This is a genomic window from Belnapia arida (assembly GCF_016773205.1).
Taxonomy (GTDB): domain Bacteria; phylum Pseudomonadota; class Alphaproteobacteria; order Acetobacterales; family Acetobacteraceae; genus Belnapia; species Belnapia arida.
Window position 1 is genome coordinate 104965 of the sequence record NZ_JAETWB010000002.1, and the last position, 19720, is coordinate 124684.

Annotated in this window: 19 protein-coding genes; 11 read left to right on the forward strand and 8 right to left on the reverse strand. The window is 69.9% G+C overall.

All coding sequences use genetic code 11. The features are described 5' to 3' along the window. Positions 1-48 precede the first annotated feature (48 nt). The 4 genes from JMJ56_RS07485 to JMJ56_RS07500 all read right to left on the reverse strand — a co-directional run bounded on the left by JMJ56_RS07485 (position 49) and on the right by JMJ56_RS07500 (position 4190). Positions 49-2340 (reverse strand): HWE histidine kinase domain-containing protein, encoded by a 2292-nt coding sequence (locus JMJ56_RS07485; RefSeq protein ID WP_202831005.1) that lies wholly within the window; start codon positions 2338-2340, stop codon positions 49-51. A gap of 139 nt (positions 2341-2479) precedes the next feature. After that, positions 2480-3079 (reverse strand): HD family hydrolase, encoded by a 600-nt coding sequence (locus tag JMJ56_RS07490; RefSeq protein WP_202831006.1) that lies wholly within the window; start codon positions 3077-3079, stop codon positions 2480-2482. Next, entirely contained in the window at positions 3079-3735 is a 657-nt protein-coding gene (locus JMJ56_RS07495) for an arylsulfatase (protein ID WP_202831007.1), read from the reverse strand. Before JMJ56_RS07495 ends, JMJ56_RS07490 begins: the two co-directional genes overlap by 1 nt. Further along, on the reverse strand, positions 3735-4190 hold the full coding sequence (locus tag JMJ56_RS07500; RefSeq protein ID WP_202831008.1) for a hypothetical protein: 456 nt from the start codon (positions 4188-4190) through the stop codon (positions 3735-3737). Before JMJ56_RS07500 ends, JMJ56_RS07495 begins: the two co-directional genes overlap by 1 nt. Positions 4191-4399: 209 nt before the next feature. Here JMJ56_RS07500 and JMJ56_RS07505 point away from each other — a divergent pair, with 209 nt between their 5' ends. Next, entirely contained in the window at positions 4400-4558 is a 159-nt protein-coding gene (locus JMJ56_RS07505) for a hypothetical protein (protein WP_202831009.1), read from the forward strand. A gap of 57 nt (positions 4559-4615) precedes the next feature. Here JMJ56_RS07505 and JMJ56_RS07510 read toward each other — a convergent pair whose 3' ends face one another. Next, positions 4616-5788 carry a M20 aminoacylase family protein gene (locus JMJ56_RS07510; protein WP_202831010.1) on the reverse strand — a complete coding sequence of 391 codons (1173 nt, stop codon included), beginning with the start codon at positions 5786-5788 and terminating at the stop codon, positions 4616-4618. A 142-nt stretch (positions 5789-5930) separates the two neighbouring features. Between JMJ56_RS07510 and JMJ56_RS07515 the strand changes: the two genes are divergently transcribed. Then, positions 5931-7166: a family 1 glycosylhydrolase gene (locus JMJ56_RS07515; protein WP_202831011.1), complete on the forward strand. Its 1236-nt coding sequence runs from the start codon at positions 5931-5933 to the stop codon at positions 7164-7166. Here the strand turns inward: JMJ56_RS07515 and JMJ56_RS07520 are convergent. Next, on the reverse strand, positions 7163-8107 hold the full coding sequence (locus JMJ56_RS07520; RefSeq protein WP_202831012.1) for an SMP-30/gluconolactonase/LRE family protein: 945 nt from the start codon (positions 8105-8107) through the stop codon (positions 7163-7165). The two genes, JMJ56_RS07515 and JMJ56_RS07520, sit on opposite strands and share 4 nt — an antisense overlap. Positions 8108-8270: 163 nt before the next feature. Here JMJ56_RS07520 and JMJ56_RS07525 point away from each other — a divergent pair, with 163 nt between their 5' ends. Then, positions 8271-9113 (forward strand): hypothetical protein, encoded by an 843-nt coding sequence (locus JMJ56_RS07525; protein WP_202831013.1) that lies wholly within the window; start codon positions 8271-8273, stop codon positions 9111-9113. A gap of 352 nt (positions 9114-9465) precedes the next feature. Further along, complete coding sequence (locus JMJ56_RS07530; RefSeq protein ID WP_202831014.1) at positions 9466-9807, forward strand: hypothetical protein; 342 nt, start codon at positions 9466-9468, stop codon at positions 9805-9807. 130 nt (positions 9808-9937) lie between these two features. Here the strand turns inward: JMJ56_RS07530 and JMJ56_RS07535 are convergent, their stop codons facing one another. Both JMJ56_RS07535 and JMJ56_RS07540 read right to left on the reverse strand, forming a co-directional pair. Continuing rightward, the gene (locus JMJ56_RS07535) at positions 9938-10102 is read right to left on the reverse strand and encodes a hypothetical protein (RefSeq protein WP_202831015.1); all 165 of its coding nucleotides are present in this window, start codon (positions 10100-10102) and stop codon (positions 9938-9940) included. 71 nt (positions 10103-10173) lie between these two features. After that, on the reverse strand, positions 10174-10347 hold the full coding sequence (locus JMJ56_RS07540; protein ID WP_202831016.1) for a hypothetical protein: 174 nt from the start codon (positions 10345-10347) through the stop codon (positions 10174-10176). Between the two features lie 293 nt (positions 10348-10640). Here JMJ56_RS07540 and JMJ56_RS07545 point away from each other — a divergent pair, with 293 nt between their 5' ends. The 7 genes from JMJ56_RS07545 to JMJ56_RS07575 all read left to right on the forward strand — a co-directional run bounded on the left by JMJ56_RS07545 (position 10641) and on the right by JMJ56_RS07575 (position 19692). Continuing rightward, positions 10641-12548, forward strand: coding sequence for a transglycosylase domain-containing protein (locus tag JMJ56_RS07545; RefSeq protein ID WP_236037554.1), 1908 nt, complete (start codon positions 10641-10643; stop codon positions 12546-12548). 42 nt (positions 12549-12590) lie between these two features. Next, positions 12591-13229 (forward strand): nitrogen regulation protein NR(II), encoded by a 639-nt coding sequence (locus JMJ56_RS07550; protein WP_202831017.1) that lies wholly within the window; start codon positions 12591-12593, stop codon positions 13227-13229. Positions 13230-13501: 272 nt separating this feature from the next. Further along, positions 13502-14509 carry an amino acid ABC transporter substrate-binding protein gene (locus tag JMJ56_RS07555; protein WP_202831018.1) on the forward strand — a complete coding sequence of 336 codons (1008 nt, stop codon included), beginning with the start codon at positions 13502-13504 and terminating at the stop codon, positions 14507-14509. 59 nt (positions 14510-14568) lie between these two features. Further along, on the forward strand, positions 14569-15771 hold the full coding sequence (locus JMJ56_RS07560) for an amino acid ABC transporter permease (RefSeq protein WP_202831019.1): 1203 nt from the start codon (positions 14569-14571) through the stop codon (positions 15769-15771). Positions 15772-15775: 4 nt separating this feature from the next. Then, positions 15776-16906: an amino acid ABC transporter permease gene (locus JMJ56_RS07565; RefSeq protein ID WP_202831020.1), complete on the forward strand. Its 1131-nt coding sequence runs from the start codon at positions 15776-15778 to the stop codon at positions 16904-16906. 13 nt (positions 16907-16919) lie between these two features. Continuing rightward, on the forward strand, positions 16920-17705 hold the full coding sequence (locus JMJ56_RS07570; RefSeq protein WP_328702304.1) for an amino acid ABC transporter ATP-binding protein: 786 nt from the start codon (positions 16920-16922) through the stop codon (positions 17703-17705). Between the two features lie 136 nt (positions 17706-17841). Next, positions 17842-19692, forward strand: coding sequence for a potassium transporter Kup (locus JMJ56_RS07575; RefSeq protein WP_202831021.1), 1851 nt, complete (start codon positions 17842-17844; stop codon positions 19690-19692). The last annotated feature ends 28 nt before the right edge of the window (positions 19693-19720 follow it).

The following is a 19720-nucleotide window of genomic DNA, read 5'->3' on the forward strand; positions in this document are numbered from 1 at the left end:
GCGCAACCGCCGGAAAGTCCAGCCCTTTTCCGCCCAGCCGTGCGCCGTTTAGCCGATCCCCGCCGCGCCCGCCCCCGACTCGGCCGCATCCTCCCGCCGCAGCGGCACCTTCAGCGTGCAGACCAGCCCGCCCGCTTCCCAGGCGAGCGTCACCGCCCCCGCCAACTGCCCCCGCACCGTGCCCTCCAGCACGCGCGAGCCGAATCCACGCCGCACCGGCGTCGCAACCGGCGGCCCGCCTGTCTCCACCCAGTGCAGGTTCAGCACCGGCGTCGCCCCGCGCTCCACCGACCAGCGCACCGCGACGCAGCCCGAGGGCACCGACAGCGCCCCGTATTTCACCGCATTGGTCGCCAGCTCGTGGATCGCCATGGCCAGCGGCTGCGCCGCCCGCGCCGGCAGGGCGACCGGCGGGCCCTCCAGCAACGCCCGCTGCCGCTCGCCGACGAAGGCCGCCAGCTCCCCCTCGACCAGCGTCCGCAGCTCCGCCCCGGACCAGCGGTCCTCCGCCAGCAGCGTCTGCGCCCGCGCCAGCGCCGCCACCCGCCCGGCGATCGCCCGCCGGTAGCTCTCGAGATCCGGCGCCAGGGTCAACCGCACCGCCGCCTGCACCACGGCGAGCGCATTCTTCGCCCGGTGGTCGACCTCCCGCATCAGCAGCACCTGGCGCTCCTCCGCAGCCTTGCGCGCGCTGACATCGAGCACCACGCCGACGACCCGGCTCGGCGCCCCCTCGGCGGCGAACCGCACCTCCGCCCGCATCATCAGCCAGCGCACGGAGCCATCAGGCCAGAGGTAGCGGTACTCCGCCTCGAAATGCCGCTCGCCCCGGGCCAGCGCCTCCCGGGCGGTCGCCTGCAGCCGCTCATGCTCTCCCGGCCAATAGCGCGCCCGCATCTCGGCGATGCCGGGGGTGGCATCCTCGGGGAAGCCGAGCAGCCGGTTCAGCTCCGGCGAGCCGATGACCGCGTCGGTGGCGACGTCGTATTCCCACACCGCCATCTGCCCCGCCTCGACCGCGAGGCGCAGCCGCGCCTCGCTCTCGCGCAGGGCCTCGGCGGCCTGCCAGGCTTCGGTGACATCCTGCAGCGTGCCGACATAGCGCACCGCCCGCTCCTCGCCGCCGATCCGCTCGAACAACGCCCGGCCATGCGCGATGACGCGACGCAGGCTGCCGTCCGGCCGCACCACGCGGTAGTTGAAGACCGGCCGCTCCCGCAGCGCGGGGTCCAGGGCCCGCCGCGCCGCCGCCGAGGTCCCGGGGAGATCCTCCGGATGCGTCGCCCGCAGCACGTCCTCGTAGCTCGGCTCCCGCTCCGGGTCGAAGCCGCAGATCGCCTTGGCGCGCGGGGAATAGACGAAGCGGTTGGCCACCAGGTCCCAGTCCCAGATGCCAAGCCCGGCCGCCTCTGCGGCGAGGGCGAGCCGCGCCTCGCTTTCCCGCCGCTCGGCCTCGGCGCGCGCCCACTCGACCGCCGCCCAGGTGCGCTCGGCGACCTCGTGGACGAGCTCCGCCTCCGCCGCCGACCAGCGCCGCGGCGCCATCTCATGGACATAGAAGAAGCCGTTGAGAGTCCCTGCCTTGACCAGCGGCGCGACCAGCAGCGCGCGGACACCGATGCCGGCCCAGGTCGCCGCCGCCGTCTCGCCCGTGGTCCTCGGATCGGCGAGGCAGTCCTCCACCACCAGCACGCGCCCGGCGCGCAGCTCGGCCGCGGCGGCCGGGCCGAAGGCGTCGAGCGCGCGCTGCTCTCCCGCACGCACCGGAATGCGCCCGTCGGTCCAGCCCCGGGTCACCCGCAGCATCGCCGTCGCGGCATCCACCTCGGCATAGCCGGCGCGCACCACATCGAGATGCCGGCCCAGCATCTCGGCCGCGGCGGCCATGGCCTCGTCCGGGTCGGCAAGGCCGCGCAGCCGCTCCTCGAGCGCGAGCAGGAAGGCCTGCCGCGCCTCGCTCTGGCGCAGCGCCTCGGTCGCGTGGTGCTCCGCGGTGCGGTCGCGGAAGGCAACGCCGAGGCCGCGGGCAGTCGGGAAGGCGGTGACCTCGAGCCAGCGGTCCGGGCGGGCCACGCCTTCCCGCTCCACGCGCATCGGCCGCCGGGTCGCCATCGCCTCGCGCAGCAAGGGCTCGAGCCAGCTGCCGCGCGCACCTTCCAGCACCTCCCAGATCGGCCGCCCCAGCGTCGCCTCGGCTGGCCGGCCGTAGTAGGCCACGCAACCCGCGTTGAAGGTCAGGAAGCGGAAGTCGCGGTCCAGCTCATAGGCATTGTCGCCGAGCGCCTGGAACAGCGCCTCGCTCGCCAGGTCGAGCGCGTCCCTCCCGCGGTCGAAGCTCATTGGCTGGCCTCGCTGTGAGCCGTCACCCAAGGCCCTTTTTGCCTGACAACCGAACTTGCCGCGCCCGCCCCTACCCTTCAACCGGTATGTGCCGCACGCCGCGCTGTTGTCGCATTGTTGCGCTCTCGAGGCGAGCCCGTCAGAGGCCCGCCAGGGACCGCAGGAACCGCTCCGCCGCCAGTTCCGGTGCCCAGGGCCGCCAGGGCTCGCCGCCGAAGACGGCGGCCAGGGGGTCCTCCTGCATCACCTTCGCCCTGATGCCGAGCGTCCCCCGCACCTCCGCCGGCGTCCATCCGGCGACATGCACCGCCTCGGCGGCGGCGAGGGCGATGTCGCAGGCCTTGTGTGCCCGCTTCTCCTCTGGCGTCCAGGCCGGCAGCGCGTAGCGCAGCGCCACCACGCCCTGCAGCCGCGCCTGCAGCTCGGCAAAGCCGGCGCCAAGGAATGGCTTCAGCGGCGAGATGCAGTCGAAATTGATGAGCCCTTCCTCGGCATCGTGCAGCAGTTCCCGCCGCGCCTGGGCCGGGTTCAGCCGTGCCCTCGCCTGCCGCAGCGCCAGCACGGCGAGCGAATGCTGCGCGACGGAGAGCGGCGCCCCCGGCCAGACCGAATGCCCGCCCCAGCGGAAGGTCCGCGACAGGCCGATCGCCAGATCCTCCTCCGTCCAGTCGAAGGGCGTCGGCGAAAGAAGGTCGAGACGCCGCCCGGAGGGCAGCCGCACCCAGGCCCGCGCCACCATCAGCCGGGCAGCAGCCGCCTCAGCTTGGCGACGGCGCTGTCCGGCGTGGTGAAGACCGGCCGCCCCGTCGCCGCCTCGACCAGCGGCGCCGCCCGCGCCAGGCTGAACTGCGCCAGCGCCACCACGTCGCAGTCGGAGAGCGCCTTCGAGGCCTCCGCCGCCCGCTGGTCATGCCCCTCGGCATCTCCGGCATCGAGCGCAGCGAGCGAGCCCTCGGCAAGGCAGGTCACCACCTCGACATCCCCAGGGAATTCGGGCGGCATGGTCTCCAGCGTCGGCTGGAAGCTCGCCAGCAGCCCGACGCGCGGGCGCCGCCCGGCGGCAATCCGCCGCGCCTCGGCGACGGCGGCCTCGATCATCGCCTGGTTCGGCTTCAGCACCGGCATCGGCGCCCGCTCCGCCGCCACCGCCTCGATGCAGGGGCCGAAGGCGGAGCAGGTGAAGAGGATCGCATCCGCCCCCGTTCCCGCCGCATAGCGCGAGAGGGTGAGGAAGCGCTCCGTCATCGCCGGCGTCAGCGCCCCGGCACGAGCCAGGTCGGCCGAGAGGCTGTCGTCCAGCAGGTTCATCAACACGGCCTCCGGCCAAGCGCGGCGGAAGGCGGCCTCGATCGGGGGCGGCGAATGCCGCAGCGCATGGATCAAGGCGATGCGCATCAGCCCCGCCTCGTGCAGCGCCGCAGCAGCGAGGGGAAGTCGCTGCAATCGGTGAAGGCGATCTCGTCCGGTCCCCGCCGCTCCACCCGCAGCACGTCCGGGTTGCCGCCGCAGCCGAAGCCGAAATCCGGCGGCAGGCGGCTGCTGAAGGCGCTGCCCTGCGGCGCCGCCGGCAGGAAGCGGAATTCGAGGCCGTTCGGCTGCAGGGCCACGGTCTCGATCACCCGCTGCCGGTAGGGCGTGTCGAGCAGGCTGGCGCGCATGACGATGTCCTTGGTGAAGACCACCGTCGGGCTGCCGAAGCAGTTGGGCGTATCGGCATCGTTCGGCGGGAAGAGCCCGCCCGTCCAGGCGCCGAAGACCCATTCATGCGGCGGCCCCTGCCGCCCCTGCGCCCGCAGGATGGTGGGGCAAGCGAGCGTCGCCATGGTGACAAGCAGGGCCCGACGACGCATCCGTCTCTCTCCAGGTTTTCCGTGGTCACCCTGTGTAGCGCCCTTCCTGCCGCAAGCCCAGGTGGCGGGGCCGCACGGCGCCAAGGCCGCCCTGCGGGAGGCCAACCGCCACAGCCCCTTCGCACGGAAGCGTGACTCCAGGCGGGAGCGGCGCAACCCCTGCCCCGCCCGCCGCGTCTGCCGGATACCGCAAGCCCCCGGAGGACCCCATGGATTCCGACAACCTCGTCGTTTGGCTCTTCGCCATGACCCTCATCGTCGGCGCCGCGCTCGGCGTCTGGCAATGGACCCGCACCAAGCAGGCCAAGCGCACCAACGAGCATTCCGTGGCGACGACGCCTCAGGCCGGGCCGCAGCCCAAGGCCTGAGCATCCTCAGGTCCGGCGCGGGCATCGGACGGCCTGGACCGTGCAGCCCGGGAACGGCTACCCGCGCGGCAACTCCTGCTCGACCAGCGTGGCGAAGTAGCTCGCCCCGATCGGCAGCAGGTCGTCGTTGAAATCGTAGCGCGGGTGGTGCACCGGCACACCGCCGCGCTCCGCTCCCTTCTGCCCCATGAACAGGAAGGCCCCCGGCCGCTCCAGCAGCATGAAGGAGAAGTCCTCGCCGCCCATCACCGGCGGCAGGTTGCGATGCACGCGCGCCTCGCCCAGCACCCGCGCCGCCGCCCTCGCCGCGCGGTCGCTCTCTCCGGCATGGTTCACCGTCGCCGGGTACTTCCGCGTATAGACCACCTCCGCCTCGGCCTCATGCGCCGCGGCGGTATTCCGCGCCACCACCGGGATCAGCCGCTCCATCGCATCGCGCACCTCGGGCAGCAGCGTCCGCACCGTGCCGCCCAGCTCCGCCACCTCGGGGATGACGTTCATCGCGCTGCCTGCATGAAATTGCGTGACGCTGATGACGGCGCTCTGCAACGGATCGACCCGCCGCGCCACAAGCGCCTGCAACCCGACCACGATCTGCGCCCCCACCATCACCGGGTCGATGGCGATATGCGGCTTCGCGGCATGCCCGCCGAGGCCGCGCACGGTGATGCGGAGCCCATCGGACGCCGCCATGATCGGCCCCGTCCCCGCCGAGCACTCGCCGAGCGGCAGATCCGGTGCGTTGTGGATTCCATAGACGGTATCGCAGGGGAAGCGGTCGAACAGCCCCTCCTCCACCATCACCCGCCCGCCGCCGCCGCCCTCCTCGGCCGGCTGGAAGATGAAGGTGACGGTCCCGTCGAAATTCCGCGTCTCCGCGAGGTATTTCGCCGCGCCGAGCAGCGTCGCCGTATGCCCGTCATGCCCGCAGGCATGCATTCGGCCGGGGATGGTCGAGGCATGCGACACCCCGCTCGCCTCATCCATGGCGAGGCAATCCATGTCGGCCCGCAAGCTGATGCTCCGGCCGCCCGCGCCGTTGCGCAGCACGCCGACGACACCGGTCGTGGCCAGGCCACGATGCACCTCGATCCCCCATTCGGCGAGCTTCGCCGCGACGATGTCGCTGGTCCGCCGCTCCTCGAAGCCGAGCTCGGGGTGCTGGTGGAAGTCCCGCCGCCACGCCGTCATCTCGGCGGCGTAATCGGCGATGCGGTTGATGACGGGCATGGCGCGCTCCGGGGCTGGTTCGCCGCGGACCAAAGCGCCAGCCGCCCTGCTTGTCGAGTGCCTCCCGTCCCGCGGCATGAAACGGATCGTTACGCGCCGAACCGGCGGCCCCACCGCGCGTTGCCCCGGCGTGACCTATTTCATGTTCGCCACCGGTATCGAGAACAGCAACCCGACCATCGATGGCGGCCGAATCCGGCGCGACCAGATGGAAGAATGCGGCCATTACGCCCGCTGGCAGGAGGATCTGGCCCTCGTCGCCGAGACCGGCTGCGGCTTCCTCCGCATCGGCCCGCCCATCCACCGCACCCTGCTCGGCCCCGGCCGCCATGATTGGGACTACGCCGATACGGTCTTCGCCGAGATGCGCCGGCTGAAGATCGTCCCTATCGTCGATCTCTGCCATTTCGGCCTGCCGGACTGGCTGGGGGATTTCCAGAACCCCGACTTCCCCGCCGCCTTCGCCGCCTATGCGCGGGCCTTCGCCGAGCGCTTCCCCTGGGTGCAGCTCTATACGCCGGTCAACGAGATGTACATCACGGCGATCTTCTCCGCCCGCTACGGCTGGTGGAACGAGCAGCTCCGCAGCGACCGCGGTTTCGTCACCGCCCTCAAGCATGTCGTCCGCGCCAATGTCCTGGCGATGGAGGCGATCCTCGAGGTGCGCCCCGACGCCATCTTCATCCAGAGTGAATCGTCGGAATATTACCATGCCGACAGTCCCGCCGCCATCGGCCCCGCCGAGGTGAAGAATGCCGAGCGCTTCCTTTCCCTCGACCTGAACTACGGCCGCCGCGTCGATTCGGAGATGTACGACTATCTCCTCGACAACGGCATGACGCGCGAGGAGTACCGTTTCTTCATGAGCCACCGGCTGAAGCGCTGGTGCATCATGGGCAACGACTACTACGTGACGAACGAGCACCTGGTCTCCCCCGACGGCAGCACGCGCGCCTCGGGCGAGGTCTTCGGCTATGCCACCATCACCCGGCAATACCACGACCGCTACCGCCTGCCGGTGATGCATACCGAGACCAACCTGCAGGAAGGCCCGCGCGGCGACGAGGCGGTGCAATGGCTCTGGAAGCAATGGGCCAACGTGCTGCGCGTCCGGAATGACGGCATGCCCATCGTCGGCTTCACCTGGTTCTCGCTCATCGACCAAGTGGACTGGGACACGGCGCTGCGCGAACGGAACGGGCGCCAGAACCCGCTCGGCCTCTACGACCTCGACCGCCGCATCCGCCCCGTCGGCGCGGCCTACAGGAAGCTCATCTCCGACTGGCGCGATGTGTTGCCAGCGCAGAGCCTCTGCCTCCAGGTCCCGGTCCACATGCTGCGGGACCGGGATGGCTGGCCAGAGGGAGAGGGGACCTAACCCCCCGCCACCCCCTGCGTATTGACGTATAGCGAGAAGAGCGACTGCGCCGCCGACATGAACAGCCGGTTCCGGTGCAGCCCGCCGAAGCAGAGATTCGCACAGCGCTCCGGCAAATGGATATGCCCGATTGGCGCGCCGGCGCTGTTGAACACCCGCACGCCGTCCAGCTCCGGCGTCATCCCCCAGCCGCACCAGAGATTGCCGTCCACGTCGACGCGGAAGCCATCCGGCGTCTCCTCCGTCCCGCAGGCGACGAAGATGCGCCGGTTGCGCAGCATGTCCCCCGCCACGTCATAGGCGAGGATGTTGCGCGGCGAGCCCCGGCTCTCGATGACGTAGAGCAGGCTCTCGTCCGGGCTGAAGGCCAGGCCGTTCGGATGGTCGACGTCGTCGGCGACGCAGGTGATCGCCCCCGTCTTCCCATCGACGCGATAGACGTTGGTGTGCGGCAGCTCCGCCTCGGTCTTGATGCCCTCGTAGAAGGCATAGGTGCCGAAGGGCGGGTCCGTGAACCAGACCGACCCGTCCGACTTCACCACCACGTCGTTCGGGCTGTTGAGGCGCTTGCCCTGGTAGCTGTCGGCCAGCACCGTCGTGCTGCCGTCATGCTCGAAGCGAACCACCCGCCGCCCGGCATGCTCGCAGGCGACGATGCGCCCCTCGCGGTCGCGCGTATGGCCGTTGGCATTGTTGGAGGGCCGCTGCCAGTCGCACACCTGCCCCGTCGCTTCGTCCCATTTCAGCACGCGGTTGTTGGGGATGTCGGACCAGAGCAGGCAGCGCATGTCGCCAAGCCAGACCGGGCCCTCCCCCCAGCGGGAGCCGGTCCAGAGCCGCTCCACGGCCGACAGCGTCAGGTGGTACTTCTTGAAGGCGGGGTCGAGGGCGACGATCGACGGGTCCGGGTAGCGTTCGCTCGGCTGCCAGCGCTCGGTCATGGCGGTTCCTTCCCAAGTTGGGCGCCGATCCTGCCCCTGCCCCGCCGCCCGCGCCAGACCGCCAGGCGCATGAACCGGCGATGGATGTTTCACGCAACTGCGTCGGGACAGGTTGCGCAGGCAGGGCTAACCGGGAACCGAACCACATCCGTGAATGATCCGCATGAGCCTTGCACAAGTCGCAGATGTCTTCCCCGACCGTTCCCTAGTGCTGAAAGCTCCCGTCACCCGCTGGCGCGGATGGCTCTCGGCTTGCGTCCTCTTCCTGCTCTGCGCCGGCTTCGCCGGCTGGGCCGCAATCGGCTTGGTGCCGGCGCTGGCCGAGGACTACGCGCTGCGCAACAGCGCCGTGCCCATCAACGGGCGGGTGCTGAACGGACAGTGCCGGTCGCGCCTCGCCCTGCTGCAGGATTGCGAGATGACGCTGGTCGCCAATGCCACGAGGAAGGGTGCCGGGCCGCTGCGGCAGAAGGTCAGCTACCTCTTCGTCGAGCCGCATGTCGGCGACTTCCAGGTGCAGGTAATGGCAGACCCGGCACGGCCGGACCGGCTCACCACCGATATGGGCCTCGGCCACCTGACCAACCGGCTGCTGACGGGGCTCGGCATCGCCGTGGCGCTGGTGGGGCTGTTCCTCGGCGGCATCGTGCTGGTGCGGGCGAGCGGGCGGGCGCGGCGCGACATGGCGAACCTCTCGGGCCGACGGCTGGCACCGGTGCCGGTGCAGGTGACGCGCGACACGAATGGCTGGCAGGTGCGCCCGACGGACGGCAAGCGGCCGGCGCTCTGGCCGCTGCCCCGCAAGGCGGAACCCTTCTGGCTGGACGGCACGGGCCCCATCGCCCTCGGCGTGACGGCGCCGGGTGGCGCGCTCTTCCCGCTCGACCGTGACCTCGCCTGGGCGAATTTCACGCCCCAGGAGCGCGACCGGCTGCGCGTGGCAGCCGGCTACAGCGCCCCGCTCAGCGCCGGGGCGGCACCGAGCGCCGCGGCGACCGCCGCATAGGCCAACGGCCGCCCGGCCTTGACGGCATGGTCGAGCATGGCGGCCGCCACCGCCTCGCCGCCCCCGCAGCGGGCAGCGAAGAGGCAGGGCAGCGCGTCCTACCCGACGGCGGCACAATACCGCTCCAGGGCGGCGGCGAGGCAGGGATGGGCGATGGCGGGGTCTGGCATGGCGTCCTCCCTGGCCAGCAGTTAAGCGAAGCACGGGCCGGAGCATCATCCATCCGATGGATGCACCCTATCTGGGTTCCGCATTGGTCCTCGGCGGCGGCGAGGTCCATGTTCCGGTCAACAGACGAGGCAAGCAGGGTTTTCGAGCCCAGCCGCCCGTCCCCCAGAAGGAGAACCAAACCATGATCCGCCATACCGTATTCGCTTCAGTGATCGCTCTCGCCACCGCCGGTGCCGCCCAGGCACAGGATGCCGGCCCTCATCTGGTCGGTGGCGGCGCTGATGGTGGCCCGCGCATCGAGTATGCCGTGCCGAGCCAGAACGTTGTCGGCGGCGGCTATGCCCGCCTCACCGGCGAGAGCCGCAGCCGCGGCCTAGCCTATTCCGGCCCGACCACGACCCAGGGCCAGAGCGGCTACGTCACCCGCCTCGTCGGCGGCGGCCGCGAGCAGGCGCTCGTCCTCGTCCCTGCCTCCGAAGCCAGCCCGACGCTGGCCGGCCGCCTCACCGGCCAGGGTGGTTGAGTTCAGCTCAGGACTTGAAGATACGGCAGGGCGCCTCCGGGCGCCCTTTCGTATGTCCGGGTGACAACACCGGCTTCGAACGCCAGCCAGCGGCTCCCGCACCGCCGCGTGGCGGCTTTGTCGGGTATGACTAGCGCCCTGCCCTGCGCTCCCGGTCCGCCTCGGTCAACGCCCGGGCCGTCTCCACCAGCACCCGCCGCACCCCGGCATCGGCGATGGCGTTGAAGGCCCATACTAGGCTGTCTACCCTCTCGCTCCACGCGCTGCGGCATGTCGCCCTGGTCCAGCAGGTCATCCACCGCCACCCCGCAGGTGCAATGCCCATGCTGGCAGGCGAGCGGCGCAAAGGCGGTTCTGCCCGGCCTTCTATTCATGGATTCGCTGCGTGCTGACGCCGAGCGCCCGGCCCATCTGCGTCAGGGTCACCCCGGCATCCACCCACGCCTGGCGAAGGCGCCGATCGATGGGGTCGCCCAGGGGAGGAGCCAAGGCGATGGGAAGCGGCAGGTCGATATCGGTTATGGCGGTGCTGTGCGACATGGCTTCTTGATCCCCGACCATTTTTTAATGCGTAAGACGTTTCTCCGCCTTGAGTCGTAATGAACCGTCAACACAACCTCAAGAGCAGAAGGGGTAGGGCCGGCCGCCAGGAGCTGCACCTTCGAAACAAATAGATGGCTTCCCTCGCTGCCAAAAATAGGACTATAGTCCAGCCATCGCCTGCCGTGTCGCGTCCGCGGACCAGGGGCAATCAGTCCTCAAATCTTCAATTCCCGTCTCGAAACGCCGTTTTCCCAGAGGCTTGCCCTCCACCCTGTGAGGCGACCCGGCAATTGAAGCGGGCGAAGGCCGCCGCCCTTTCTCCGCCCTCCACCAAGGTCTATCATCCGCCCATGCTCCCGGCGCAGGCTGCCCGGAAGCGGCCGCGTCGGCCCCCCCCGCCCGCGGCCGGCTTCCGCCCAGCCCCCGCACCTTCCCCCAGCCCTTCCCGCGCGGCGCGCCGCGGCGGCTGGCGCTGGCTGCGCTGGCCGCTGCTCGTCGCCATCTGGGGCGGCCTCGCCCTGGCCCTGCTGCTGCTGGTCTTCGCCTGGGACCTGCCGCGGCCAGACAGCCTGCCCGCCGCCACCCGCCGCCCCGCCGTCACCTTGCTCGCGGCAGATGGCACGGTGCTGGCCAACCAGGGCGACCTTTATGGCGAGGTCGTCCGCCTGCGCGAGTTGCCTGCCCATCTCCCGGCGGCGCTCATGGCCATCGAGGACCGTCGCTTCCGCAGCCATCCTGGCATCGATCTCCGAGGCATGGCCCGCGCCGCCCATGCCAACTGGCGCGCGGGCGAGGTGGTGCAGGGCGGCTCCACCCTTACCCAACAGCTGGCGAAGAACCTGTTCCTGACGCCGGAGCGGAATTTCCGCCGCAAGGTGCAGGAGGCTCTGCTAGCCCTCTGGCTGGAGCGCCGCTTCAGCAAGGACCAGCTGATGGAGATCTACCTCAACCGCGTCTACCTGGGCGCCGGCGCCTATGGGGTGGACGCAGCGGCTCGGCTGTTCTTCGGCGTCCCGGCGCGGCGCCTCCAGCTCTGGCAATCGGCACTGCTGGCCGGGTTGCCGAAGGCGCCTTCCCGCCTCAACCCCCGCGCCTCGCCCGACCTCGCCGTCGCCCGCGCCTCGGAGGTGCTGGAGGCGATGGTGGCCACCGGCGCGATCACCCAGGCGCAGATGGAGGCCGAGCTCTCCCGCATGCGCCTGCCACCGCCGCGTGCCGGCCAGGCCGGCTGGTTCGCCGACTGGGCGCTGGAGGATCTGGGCGAGAGCTTCCCCGGCAATGCCGACCTGACACTCCGCGCCACGCTCGACACCCGGTTGCAGGCGGTGGTGGAGGCGCGGCTCGAGGCCCTGCTCGCCGGGCCGGGGGCGCGGGCCGGCGTTTCCCAGGGCGCCGTCATCGTGCTCGATGCCGCGAGCGGCGCCGTGCGCGCCATGGCGGGCGGGCGGGACTACCGCGGCAGCCAGTTCAACCGCGCGACCGATGCACGGCGCCAGCCCGGCTCCGCCTTCAAGCCGGTCTACTACCTAGCGGCGCTGGAACAGGGGATGCGGCCGGACGACCTGGTCTCCGACCTCCCGCTCACCCTCGGCGGCTGGTCGCCGGGCAACGGCACCTGGCGCGCCCGCGGCGAGATCACCATGGAGGAGGCGCTGGCCAACTCCGTCAACACCGCGGCCGTCCGGGTGCTCTACCGCGCCGGCGGGCCGAAGGGGGCCACCGAGATGGCCGTCCGCCTCGGCATCGAGGGCCGTTTCCCGAGGGATGCCTCGCTGGCGCTGGGCACCGGGGAGGTGAGGTTGCTCGACCTCGCCGCCGGCTATGCGGCGATCGCCAATGGCGGGATGCGCGTCACCCCCTTCGGCCTCGCCGCCGCCAGCGCCGGCGGCCGCCCCCTGCCGATGATCCGCGCCGCGCCGCGCCGCGCCGTCGCCGCCGAGCATGCGGCCGCGTTGCGGCGGATGCTGGAGGCCGTCGTCGCCCACGGCAGCGGCCGCGCCGCCGCCGTGCCGGGCCGCACCGTCGCCGGCAAGACCGGTACGACCCAGGATTCGCGCGATGCCTGGTTCATCGGCATGGTGGGCGGGCAGGTGATCGGCGTCTGGCTCGGCAATGACGATGCCCGGCCGATGGACGACGTACGCGGCGGCACCCTCCCTGCCCGGCTGTTTCGCGACGTGGCCGAATCCCTGCCCTGATAGGGGGTGCAGACGGCGGATAACCGCGATACACCACAGGTTATGACGGGCCAGCCCCCCACCCAGACCGATTCGGCCACCGAGATCCAGGCCAAGCGCCTCGCCAGCGTCGCCCACCTGGCGCGGCCGGTGCAGCACGACATCAACAACCTGCTGACGGTGGTCTTTGCCAACCTGGAGTTGCTGAAGCGCACCGCCGCCGTCGGCGGGCCGCAGCGCCAGCTCGACCGCATCCAGGAAGCGGCGAAGCGGCTGGAGGGCTCGACCCGCGCTATCCTCAGCCTGCTGCGCCGGCCGGTCGGGCAGACCGCGGCGTTCAAGATGTCGGACATCCTCCGCCCCATACACCCGCTGCTGGTGTTGCTGCTGCCGACCGGCGGCGCCTTGCGGCTCGACCTGCCGGAAGAGGACCCGCCGGTGCTGGTGGACCGCGCCGCCTTCGAGGACGCCCTGCTGGCGATGGCGCGCGAGGCGGCGGAGACGATGCCGCGCGGCGGCGCCCTGAGCATGGTGCTGGAGAAGCATGGGGGCAGCGTGGCGCTTGCCATCCGCCATCCGGAAGGGATGACGCTGCCGGGCCTCGAGATCCTGGCCGCCCTCGCCCGCGCCAGCGGCGGAACGGCGGAACTGGCGTCGGACGGGCTGCAACTCACCTTACCGGTGTCAGCGCCCGCCGGGTGACGCGCCTGGCGATTGGGCCGGCGCCCGTATTTTGGGCAAATTACATCTCGCGAGCTGGTAAAGTTTAACCGATTGCTTCGCAATTCTGTGACGCTCTGCTATCGGCCGCAGTCCGGCGATGCGGAGGCCGATAGGGCGTTGCCTCGGCGACGCTCCGTGGCGCAGCATTTGCTGGACAGGCAGGGACAGGGATCTGCCCCCGACAGGGGCGTCCAGAACGGGAGACGGAGTTGATGCCCCAATTTGGGCTTTTCTTGAAACGTGCTCTGGGCATGGCAGCCCTGGGCCTGACGCTGGCCCTGCCGGGTCACGCCCAGGCGCAGCAGGCGGCGCCGGCCAATACTATCGATGCCGTCCGCGGCCGCGGGCAGCTGGTCTGCGGCGTGAATACCGGCCTTGCCGGCTTCGCCCAGCCCGACAGCCAGGGCGTCTGGCGCGGCTTCGACGTCGACTACTGCCGCGCCGTCTCGGCCGCCGTCTTCGGTGACCCGAACAAGGTGCGCTACGTGCCGACCACCCCCCAGGTGCGCTTCACCGCGCTGCAATCGGGCGAAGTGGACCTGCTGTCCCGCAACACCACCTGGACGCTGTCGCGCGACACCGCGCTCGGCCTCGACTTCGCCGCGACCAACTTCTTCGACGGCCAGGGCTTCATGGTGAGGTCGAGCCTCGGCCTGAAGTCGGCGAAGGAGCTGGAGGGCGCCACCATCTGCGTCCAGCCCGGCACCACGACGGAGCAGAACCTCGCCGACTGGGCGCGGGCCAACCGCATCCGCTTCACCCCGGTGGTAATCGAGCGGCTGGAGGAGATCGTCGCCGCCTTCATCAGCGGCCGGTGCGACGCCTTCACCACCGACGTCTCCGGCCTGGCCGCGACGCGCTCGGCCCAGCAGAAGCCGGATGACTACCTCATCCTGCCCGAGGTCATCAGCAAGGAGCCGCTGGCACTCGGCGTGCGGCAGGGCGATGCGCGCTTCGCCGACATCGTCCGCTGGACCCACTTCCTGCTGCTGAGCGCCGAGGAGTTCGGCATCAACCAGGCCAACATCGACCAGATGGCGAACGACCCGCGGCCCGAGGTGCAGCGCATGCTCGGCCGGAACGGGGAACTCGGCAAGATGCTCGGCCTCGACAACCTCTGGGCCGTGAACGTCATCAAGGCCGTCGGCAACTATGCTGAGATCTTCGACCGCCACCTGAAGCCCATAGGCATCCAGCGCGGGCCGAACGCGCTCTGGACCACCACCGGCGGGTTGCAATACTCGCCGCCCTTCCGCTGATACCCCAAGGGGCCGGCCAGGCGGCCGGCCCCGCCATCGGCCTGGAGCGAGAGGGCGCCATGTCCCAGACCACAATCGACCCGCGTTCGCTGCGCGCCCCGCCCCGGCGGCCGCTGCGGCTCTCCTGGTCCGACGAACGGGTCCGCGCCATCGTCTGGCAAGTCCTCGTCGTTGGCATCATCGGCACCATCGTCTGGTGGCTCTGGTCGAACACCGTCCACAACCTCGAGGTGCGGCGCATCGCCACCGGCTTCGGCTTTCTCGGCCGCGAGGCGGGGCTGCCGATTGCCGAGAACCTCATACCCTACAGCCCGACCGACACCTATTTCCGCGCCCTGCTCATCGGCCTGCTGAACACGCTGAAGGTCGCCGTCGTCGGCATCGTGCTCGCGACGATCTTCGGCACGCTGATCGGCATCGCGCGCCTGTCGAAGAACTGGCTGCTCTCCAAGATCGCCGGCGTGTATATCGAGGTGATCCGCGACCTGCCGCTGCTGCTGCAGCTGCTCTTCTGGTACGCCATCCTCCAGGGCCTGCCCGGTCCGCGCCAGGCGTTGCACCCGGTGGGCGGCGTCTTCCTCTCCAACCGCGGACTCAAGCTGCCCTGGATCGAGTGGCAGGACGCGCATTCCTACGCGCTGCTGGCCTTCGCGCTGGGCGCGCTCTTCACCTGGTTCTACCGGCGCGACGCCATCCGCAAGCGCATCCTCGACGGCAGGCCACGGCCGGTCTGGCCGGTGGCGCTCGGCTGCCTCCTCGTGCTGCCGGTGGCCATCTGGGCCGCGGCCGGGGCGCCCTGGACCGTCGATTGGCCGGAGCTGCGCGGCTTCAACTTCCGCGGCGGGCTCAACATGAGCCCCGAGTATTTCGCCCTGTTGCTGGGGCTGACCACCTACACGGCCGGCTTCATCGCCGAGATCGTGCGCGCCGGCATCCTCGCCGTGCCGCATGGCCAGTGGGAGGCGGCGCAGGCGCTCGGCCTCCGCTCCGGCCAGGTGCTGAAGCAGGTGGTGCTGCCGCAGGCGCTGCGCGTCATCATCCCGCCGATGACCAGCCAGTACCTCAACATCACCAAGAACAGCAGCCTGGCAGTGGCGATCGGCTACCAGGACATCGTCTCGATCGCCAATACGACGCTGAACCAGACCGGCCAGGCGATCGAGGGCATCGCCATCATCATGCTGGTCTATCTCTCGATCAGCCTGTCGATCAGCCTGTTCATGAATTGGTACAACGCAAAAATCGCCTTGGTGGAGCGCTGAGCCCATGAGCGACATCACCCTCAACGCCAGCGCCAAGGTTGCCGAGGCGGCGCCACGCAGCGCGCCGATCTCCCAGATCGGCTTCGTCGGCTGGATGCGTGCCAACCTCTTCTCCGGATGGCTCTCGACCGCCGTCACCCTGCTGCTGGCCTACATGATCGTCCGCTGGGCGATCGGCTTCGTCGACTGGGCCTTCATCAACGCGGTCTGGTCGGTGCCGAACAACCAGACCCAGGCCTGCCGCGACCTGCGCGGCACCGGCGCCTGCTGGGCGGTGATCAACGAGAAGCACCGCTTCATCCTCTTCGGCACCTACCCCTATGAGGAGCATTGGCGCCCGGCGCTCTGCATCGCGCTCTTCGTCGGGCTCTACATCGTCTCCGCCATGCGGCGCTTCTGGCGGAAGGAGCTCGCGCTGATCTGGGTCGGCGTGCTGACGCTGATCGGCGTGCTGATGTGGGGTGGCGTGCTGGGGATGCCCTATGTGCCACAGGAGCGCTGGGGCGGCCTCGTCATCACCCTGATCCTGGCGACCTTCGGCCTGGCGCTCGCCTTCCCGCTCGCCATTCTCGTCGCCCTCGGGCGGCGGTCGAAGCTGCCGGCGATCAAGGCGCTGTGCGTGCTCTATGTCGAGCTGATCCGCGGCGTGCCGCTCATCTCGCTGCTCTTCATGGCGAGCGTGATGTTCCCGCTCTTCCTCCCCGAAGGCATGAATATCGACAAGCTACTGCGCGCCCAGCTCGCCATCATCCTCTTCGCCGGCGCCTATCTGGCCGAGGTGGTCCGCGGCGGGTTGCAGTCGCTGTCCAAGGGGCAGTACGAGGCGGCGGACGCGCTCGGCCTCTCCTACTGGCAGAAGACCGGCTTCATCATCCTGCCGCAGGCGCTGCGCCTCGTGATCCCGCCGCTGGTGAACACCTTCATCGGCTTCTTCAAGGACACCTCGCTGGTGCTCATCATCGGCATCTTCGACCTGCTGACCGCGGGCAAGACGGCGATCATCGAGCCCGCATGGCAGGGCTTCGGCATCGAGGTCTACCTCACCGTCGGCGCCATCTACTTCATCTTCTGCTTCGCCATGAGCAAGTACAGCCAGGGCCTGGAGGCGGAGCTCAACCGCCACGGCCGGCGCTGAGGGGAACCCAACGATGAGCGAGACCTTGGACCACATCGCCTCGGCCGCGCGGACGGATGCGCCGCCGGCTATCATGCTCGACAAGGTCAACAAGTGGTTCGGCGCGCTGCACGTCCTGCGCGACGTGTCCCTCAACGTCGCGCTCGGCGAGCGGGTGGTGGTCTGCGGGCCCTCGGGCTCCGGCAAGTCCACCATGATCCGCTGCATCAATCGGCTCGAGACGCATCAGGAGGGCAAGATCCTGGTCAACGGGATCGAGCTGTCCGATGACCTGAAGGCGCTGGACGACATCCGCCGCGAAGTCGGCATGGTGTTCCAGAGCTTCAACCTCTTTCCCCATCTCACCATCCTCGAGAACTGCACCCTGGCGCCGATCTGGGTCCGCCGGATGCCGAAGAAGGAGGCGGAAGAGCTGGCGATGGAGTACCTGACCCGGGTGCGCATCCCGGAGCAGGCGAAGAAGTATCCGGGCCAGCTCTCGGGCGGCCAGCAGCAGCGCGTCGCCATCGCCCGCGCGCTCTGCATGAAGCCGAAGATCATGCTGTTCGACGAGCCGACCTCGGCGCTCGACCCGGAGATGATCAAGGAGGTGCTCGACACCATGGTCGGCCTGGCCGAGACGGGCATGACCATGATCTGCGTCACCCATGAGATGGGCTTCGCCCGGCAGGTGGCGGACCGGGTGGTGTTCATGGACCGCGGCGAGATCGTCGAGATCGGCGAGCCGAACCACCTGTTCGAGAACCCGCAGACCGAGCGGTTGAAGACCTTCCTCAGCCAGATCCTCCGGGGGCACTAGGCCTCCGGCGGGCCGGTCCCCTGCCCCGGGGCCGGCCCTTGCGTGCCAACCGGGACCGGGCCTATGCGTTACGCCTCCCTGATCCCCCGGGCCCATATCCTTGCACGCTCCCACAGACGCCGCCCCCCGGCGCGAAATGACCCCCGCCCTGATCCTGGGCGTGCTCGGCGTCGTCTACGGCGATATCGGCACCAGCCCGCTCTATGCTCTCAAGGCTTCAGTCCTGCATTTCGCCGCCGATGGAGTGGAACGGTGGGAGGTGCTCGGGCTGCTCAGCCTGATCTTCTGGTCGCTCATCCTCACCGTCACGGTGAAATACGTCGTCTTCGTCCTCCGGGCCGACAACAAGGGAGAGGGCGGGATCCTGGCGCTGATGGCCCTTGCCCAGCGCAGCGCCCGGACGGAACGGGGGCGATGGTGGGTGGCGCTCGTCGGCATGGCAGGCGCCTGCCTGTTCTTCGGCGATGGCATCATCACCCCGGCCATCTCCGTGCTCTCGGCGGTGGAGGGGCTGAAGGTCGTCTCCGACGGCTTCGAAGGGGCGGTGATCCCGCTCTCGATCCTCGTCCTGATCGCGCTCTTCATCGTGCAGTATCGCGGCACCGGGAGCATGGGGGCGATCTTCGGGCCGGTCTGCGCGCTCTGGTTTGCCACCATCGGCGTGCTCGGACTGATCGAGGTCGTGCGGGAGCCGGAGGTGCTCGTCGCCCTCTCGCCGACCTATGCCATCCATTTCTGCGCCGTCTATCGGCTGGCGGCCTTCATCGCCATGGGCAGCGTGGTGCTGGCGGTGACGGGCGCGGAGGCGCTCTACGCGGATATGGGCCATTTCGGCAAACGGCCGATCAAGCTGGTCTGGCTGGTCTTCGTGCTGCCTTGCCTATCGCTCAACTATTTCGGCCAGGGGGCGCTGCTGCTTTCGGAACCGGCCGCGCTCGAGAACCCCTTCTTCCTCCTTGCGCCGGAGTGGCTGCGGCTGCCGCTGGTGATCCTGGCGACGGCGGCGACCATCATCGCCAGCCAGGCGATGATTTCGGGTGCCTATTCCATTGCGCGGCAATGCGTGCAGCTCGGCTTCTCCCCGCGGCTGGAAGTGCGGCACACCAGCGAGACGGAAGAGGGGCAGATCTACCTGCCGCAGGTGAATTTCGCCCTGCTGGCAGGCGTCCTCGTGCTGGTGCTGGCCTTCAAGAATTCGGACAGCCTGGCGGCCGCCTACGGCATTGCGGTGACGGGCACCTTCGTCTGCACCTCGGGCCTCGCCATCCTGGTTTTCCACCGGCAATTCGGCTGGTCGATCGCGCTGGTGACGCTGGTCTTCGGGCCGCTGCTGGCGCTCGACATCGTCTTCTTCATCGCCAACGTGCTCAAGATTCCGGATGGCGGCTATGTGCCGCTGGTGCTCGGCGCCATCCTGATGCTGCTGATGAACACCTGGTATCGCGGCCGGCAGCTGCTCTTCGCCCGCTTCCGCCAGGATAGCCTGCCGCTGAAGAGCTTCCTCGCCCGGCTGCCGCAGAGCCGGACGATCCGCGTGCCCGGCATCGCGGTCTTCATGACCGGCCAGGCCGATTACGTGCCCGGCGCGCTGCTGCACAACCTGAAGCACAACAAGGTCCTGCATGAGCGGGTGCTCTTCGTCACCGTGCTGAACGAGGACGTGCCCCAGGTCGGGCCGGACCGGCGGCGCGAGGTGCAGGAGCTCGCGGCCGGCATCCACCGGGTGATCCTGCGCTACGGCTTCCAGGAAAGCCCGCACATCCCGCGCGAGCTGGAGAGCCTGCGCGATGCGGGCGTCGCCTTCGACCCGATGCAGTCCAGCTACTTCCTTGGGCGGGAGACGCTGGTGCAGGCGGTGGTGCCGAAGATGTCGCGCTGGCGGCAATGGCTCTACACCTTCATGTCGCGTAATGCGGTGCCGGCGACGGAGTTCTTCCGTATCCCCTCCGACCGGGTGGTGGAGCTCGGGGTACGGGTCGCCATCTGATCGCGCGCCGCCGCGCGACGGGGCGCCT

Bases quoted from the DNA above. Each gene is read 5' to 3' on its own strand.
- JMJ56_RS07555 (WP_202831018.1), top strand. From the start codon at position 13,502: ATGGCAGCCCTGGGCCTGACGCTGGCCCTGCCGGGTCACGCCCAGGCG.
- JMJ56_RS07500 (WP_202831008.1), bottom strand. From the start codon at position 4,190: ATGCGTCGTCGGGCCCTGCTTGTCACCATGGCGACGCTCGCTTGCCCC.
- JMJ56_RS07570 (WP_328702304.1), top strand. From the start codon at position 16,920: ATGAGCGAGACCTTGGACCACATCGCCTCGGCCGCGCGGACGGATGCG.
- JMJ56_RS07575 (WP_202831021.1), top strand. From the start codon at position 17,842: ATGACCCCCGCCCTGATCCTGGGCGTGCTCGGCGTCGTCTACGGCGAT.
- JMJ56_RS07560 (WP_202831019.1), top strand. From the start codon at position 14,569: ATGTCCCAGACCACAATCGACCCGCGTTCGCTGCGCGCCCCGCCCCGG.
- JMJ56_RS07565 (WP_202831020.1), top strand. From the start codon at position 15,776: ATGAGCGACATCACCCTCAACGCCAGCGCCAAGGTTGCCGAGGCGGCG.
- JMJ56_RS07510 (WP_202831010.1), bottom strand. From the start codon at position 5,788: ATGCCCGTCATCAACCGCATCGCCGATTACGCCGCCGAGATGACGGCG.
- JMJ56_RS07490 (WP_202831006.1), bottom strand. From the start codon at position 3,079: ATGGTGGCGCGGGCCTGGGTGCGGCTGCCCTCCGGGCGGCGTCTCGAC.
- JMJ56_RS07540 (WP_202831016.1), bottom strand. From the start codon at position 10,347: ATGTCGCACAGCACCGCCATAACCGATATCGACCTGCCGCTTCCCATC.
- JMJ56_RS07485 (WP_202831005.1), bottom strand. From the start codon at position 2,340: ATGAGCTTCGACCGCGGGAGGGACGCGCTCGACCTGGCGAGCGAGGCG.
- JMJ56_RS07530 (WP_202831014.1), top strand. From the start codon at position 9,466: ATGATCCGCCATACCGTATTCGCTTCAGTGATCGCTCTCGCCACCGCC.
- JMJ56_RS07535 (WP_202831015.1), bottom strand. From the start codon at position 10,102: ATGACCTGCTGGACCAGGGCGACATGCCGCAGCGCGTGGAGCGAGAGG.
- JMJ56_RS07520 (WP_202831012.1), bottom strand. From the start codon at position 8,107: ATGACCGAGCGCTGGCAGCCGAGCGAACGCTACCCGGACCCGTCGATC.
- JMJ56_RS07550 (WP_202831017.1), top strand. From the start codon at position 12,591: ATGACGGGCCAGCCCCCCACCCAGACCGATTCGGCCACCGAGATCCAG.
- JMJ56_RS07495 (WP_202831007.1), bottom strand. From the start codon at position 3,735: ATGCGCATCGCCTTGATCCATGCGCTGCGGCATTCGCCGCCCCCGATC.
- JMJ56_RS07525 (WP_202831013.1), top strand. From the start codon at position 8,271: ATGAGCCTTGCACAAGTCGCAGATGTCTTCCCCGACCGTTCCCTAGTG.
- JMJ56_RS07515 (WP_202831011.1), top strand. From the start codon at position 5,931: ATGTTCGCCACCGGTATCGAGAACAGCAACCCGACCATCGATGGCGGC.
- JMJ56_RS07505 (WP_202831009.1), top strand. From the start codon at position 4,400: ATGGATTCCGACAACCTCGTCGTTTGGCTCTTCGCCATGACCCTCATC.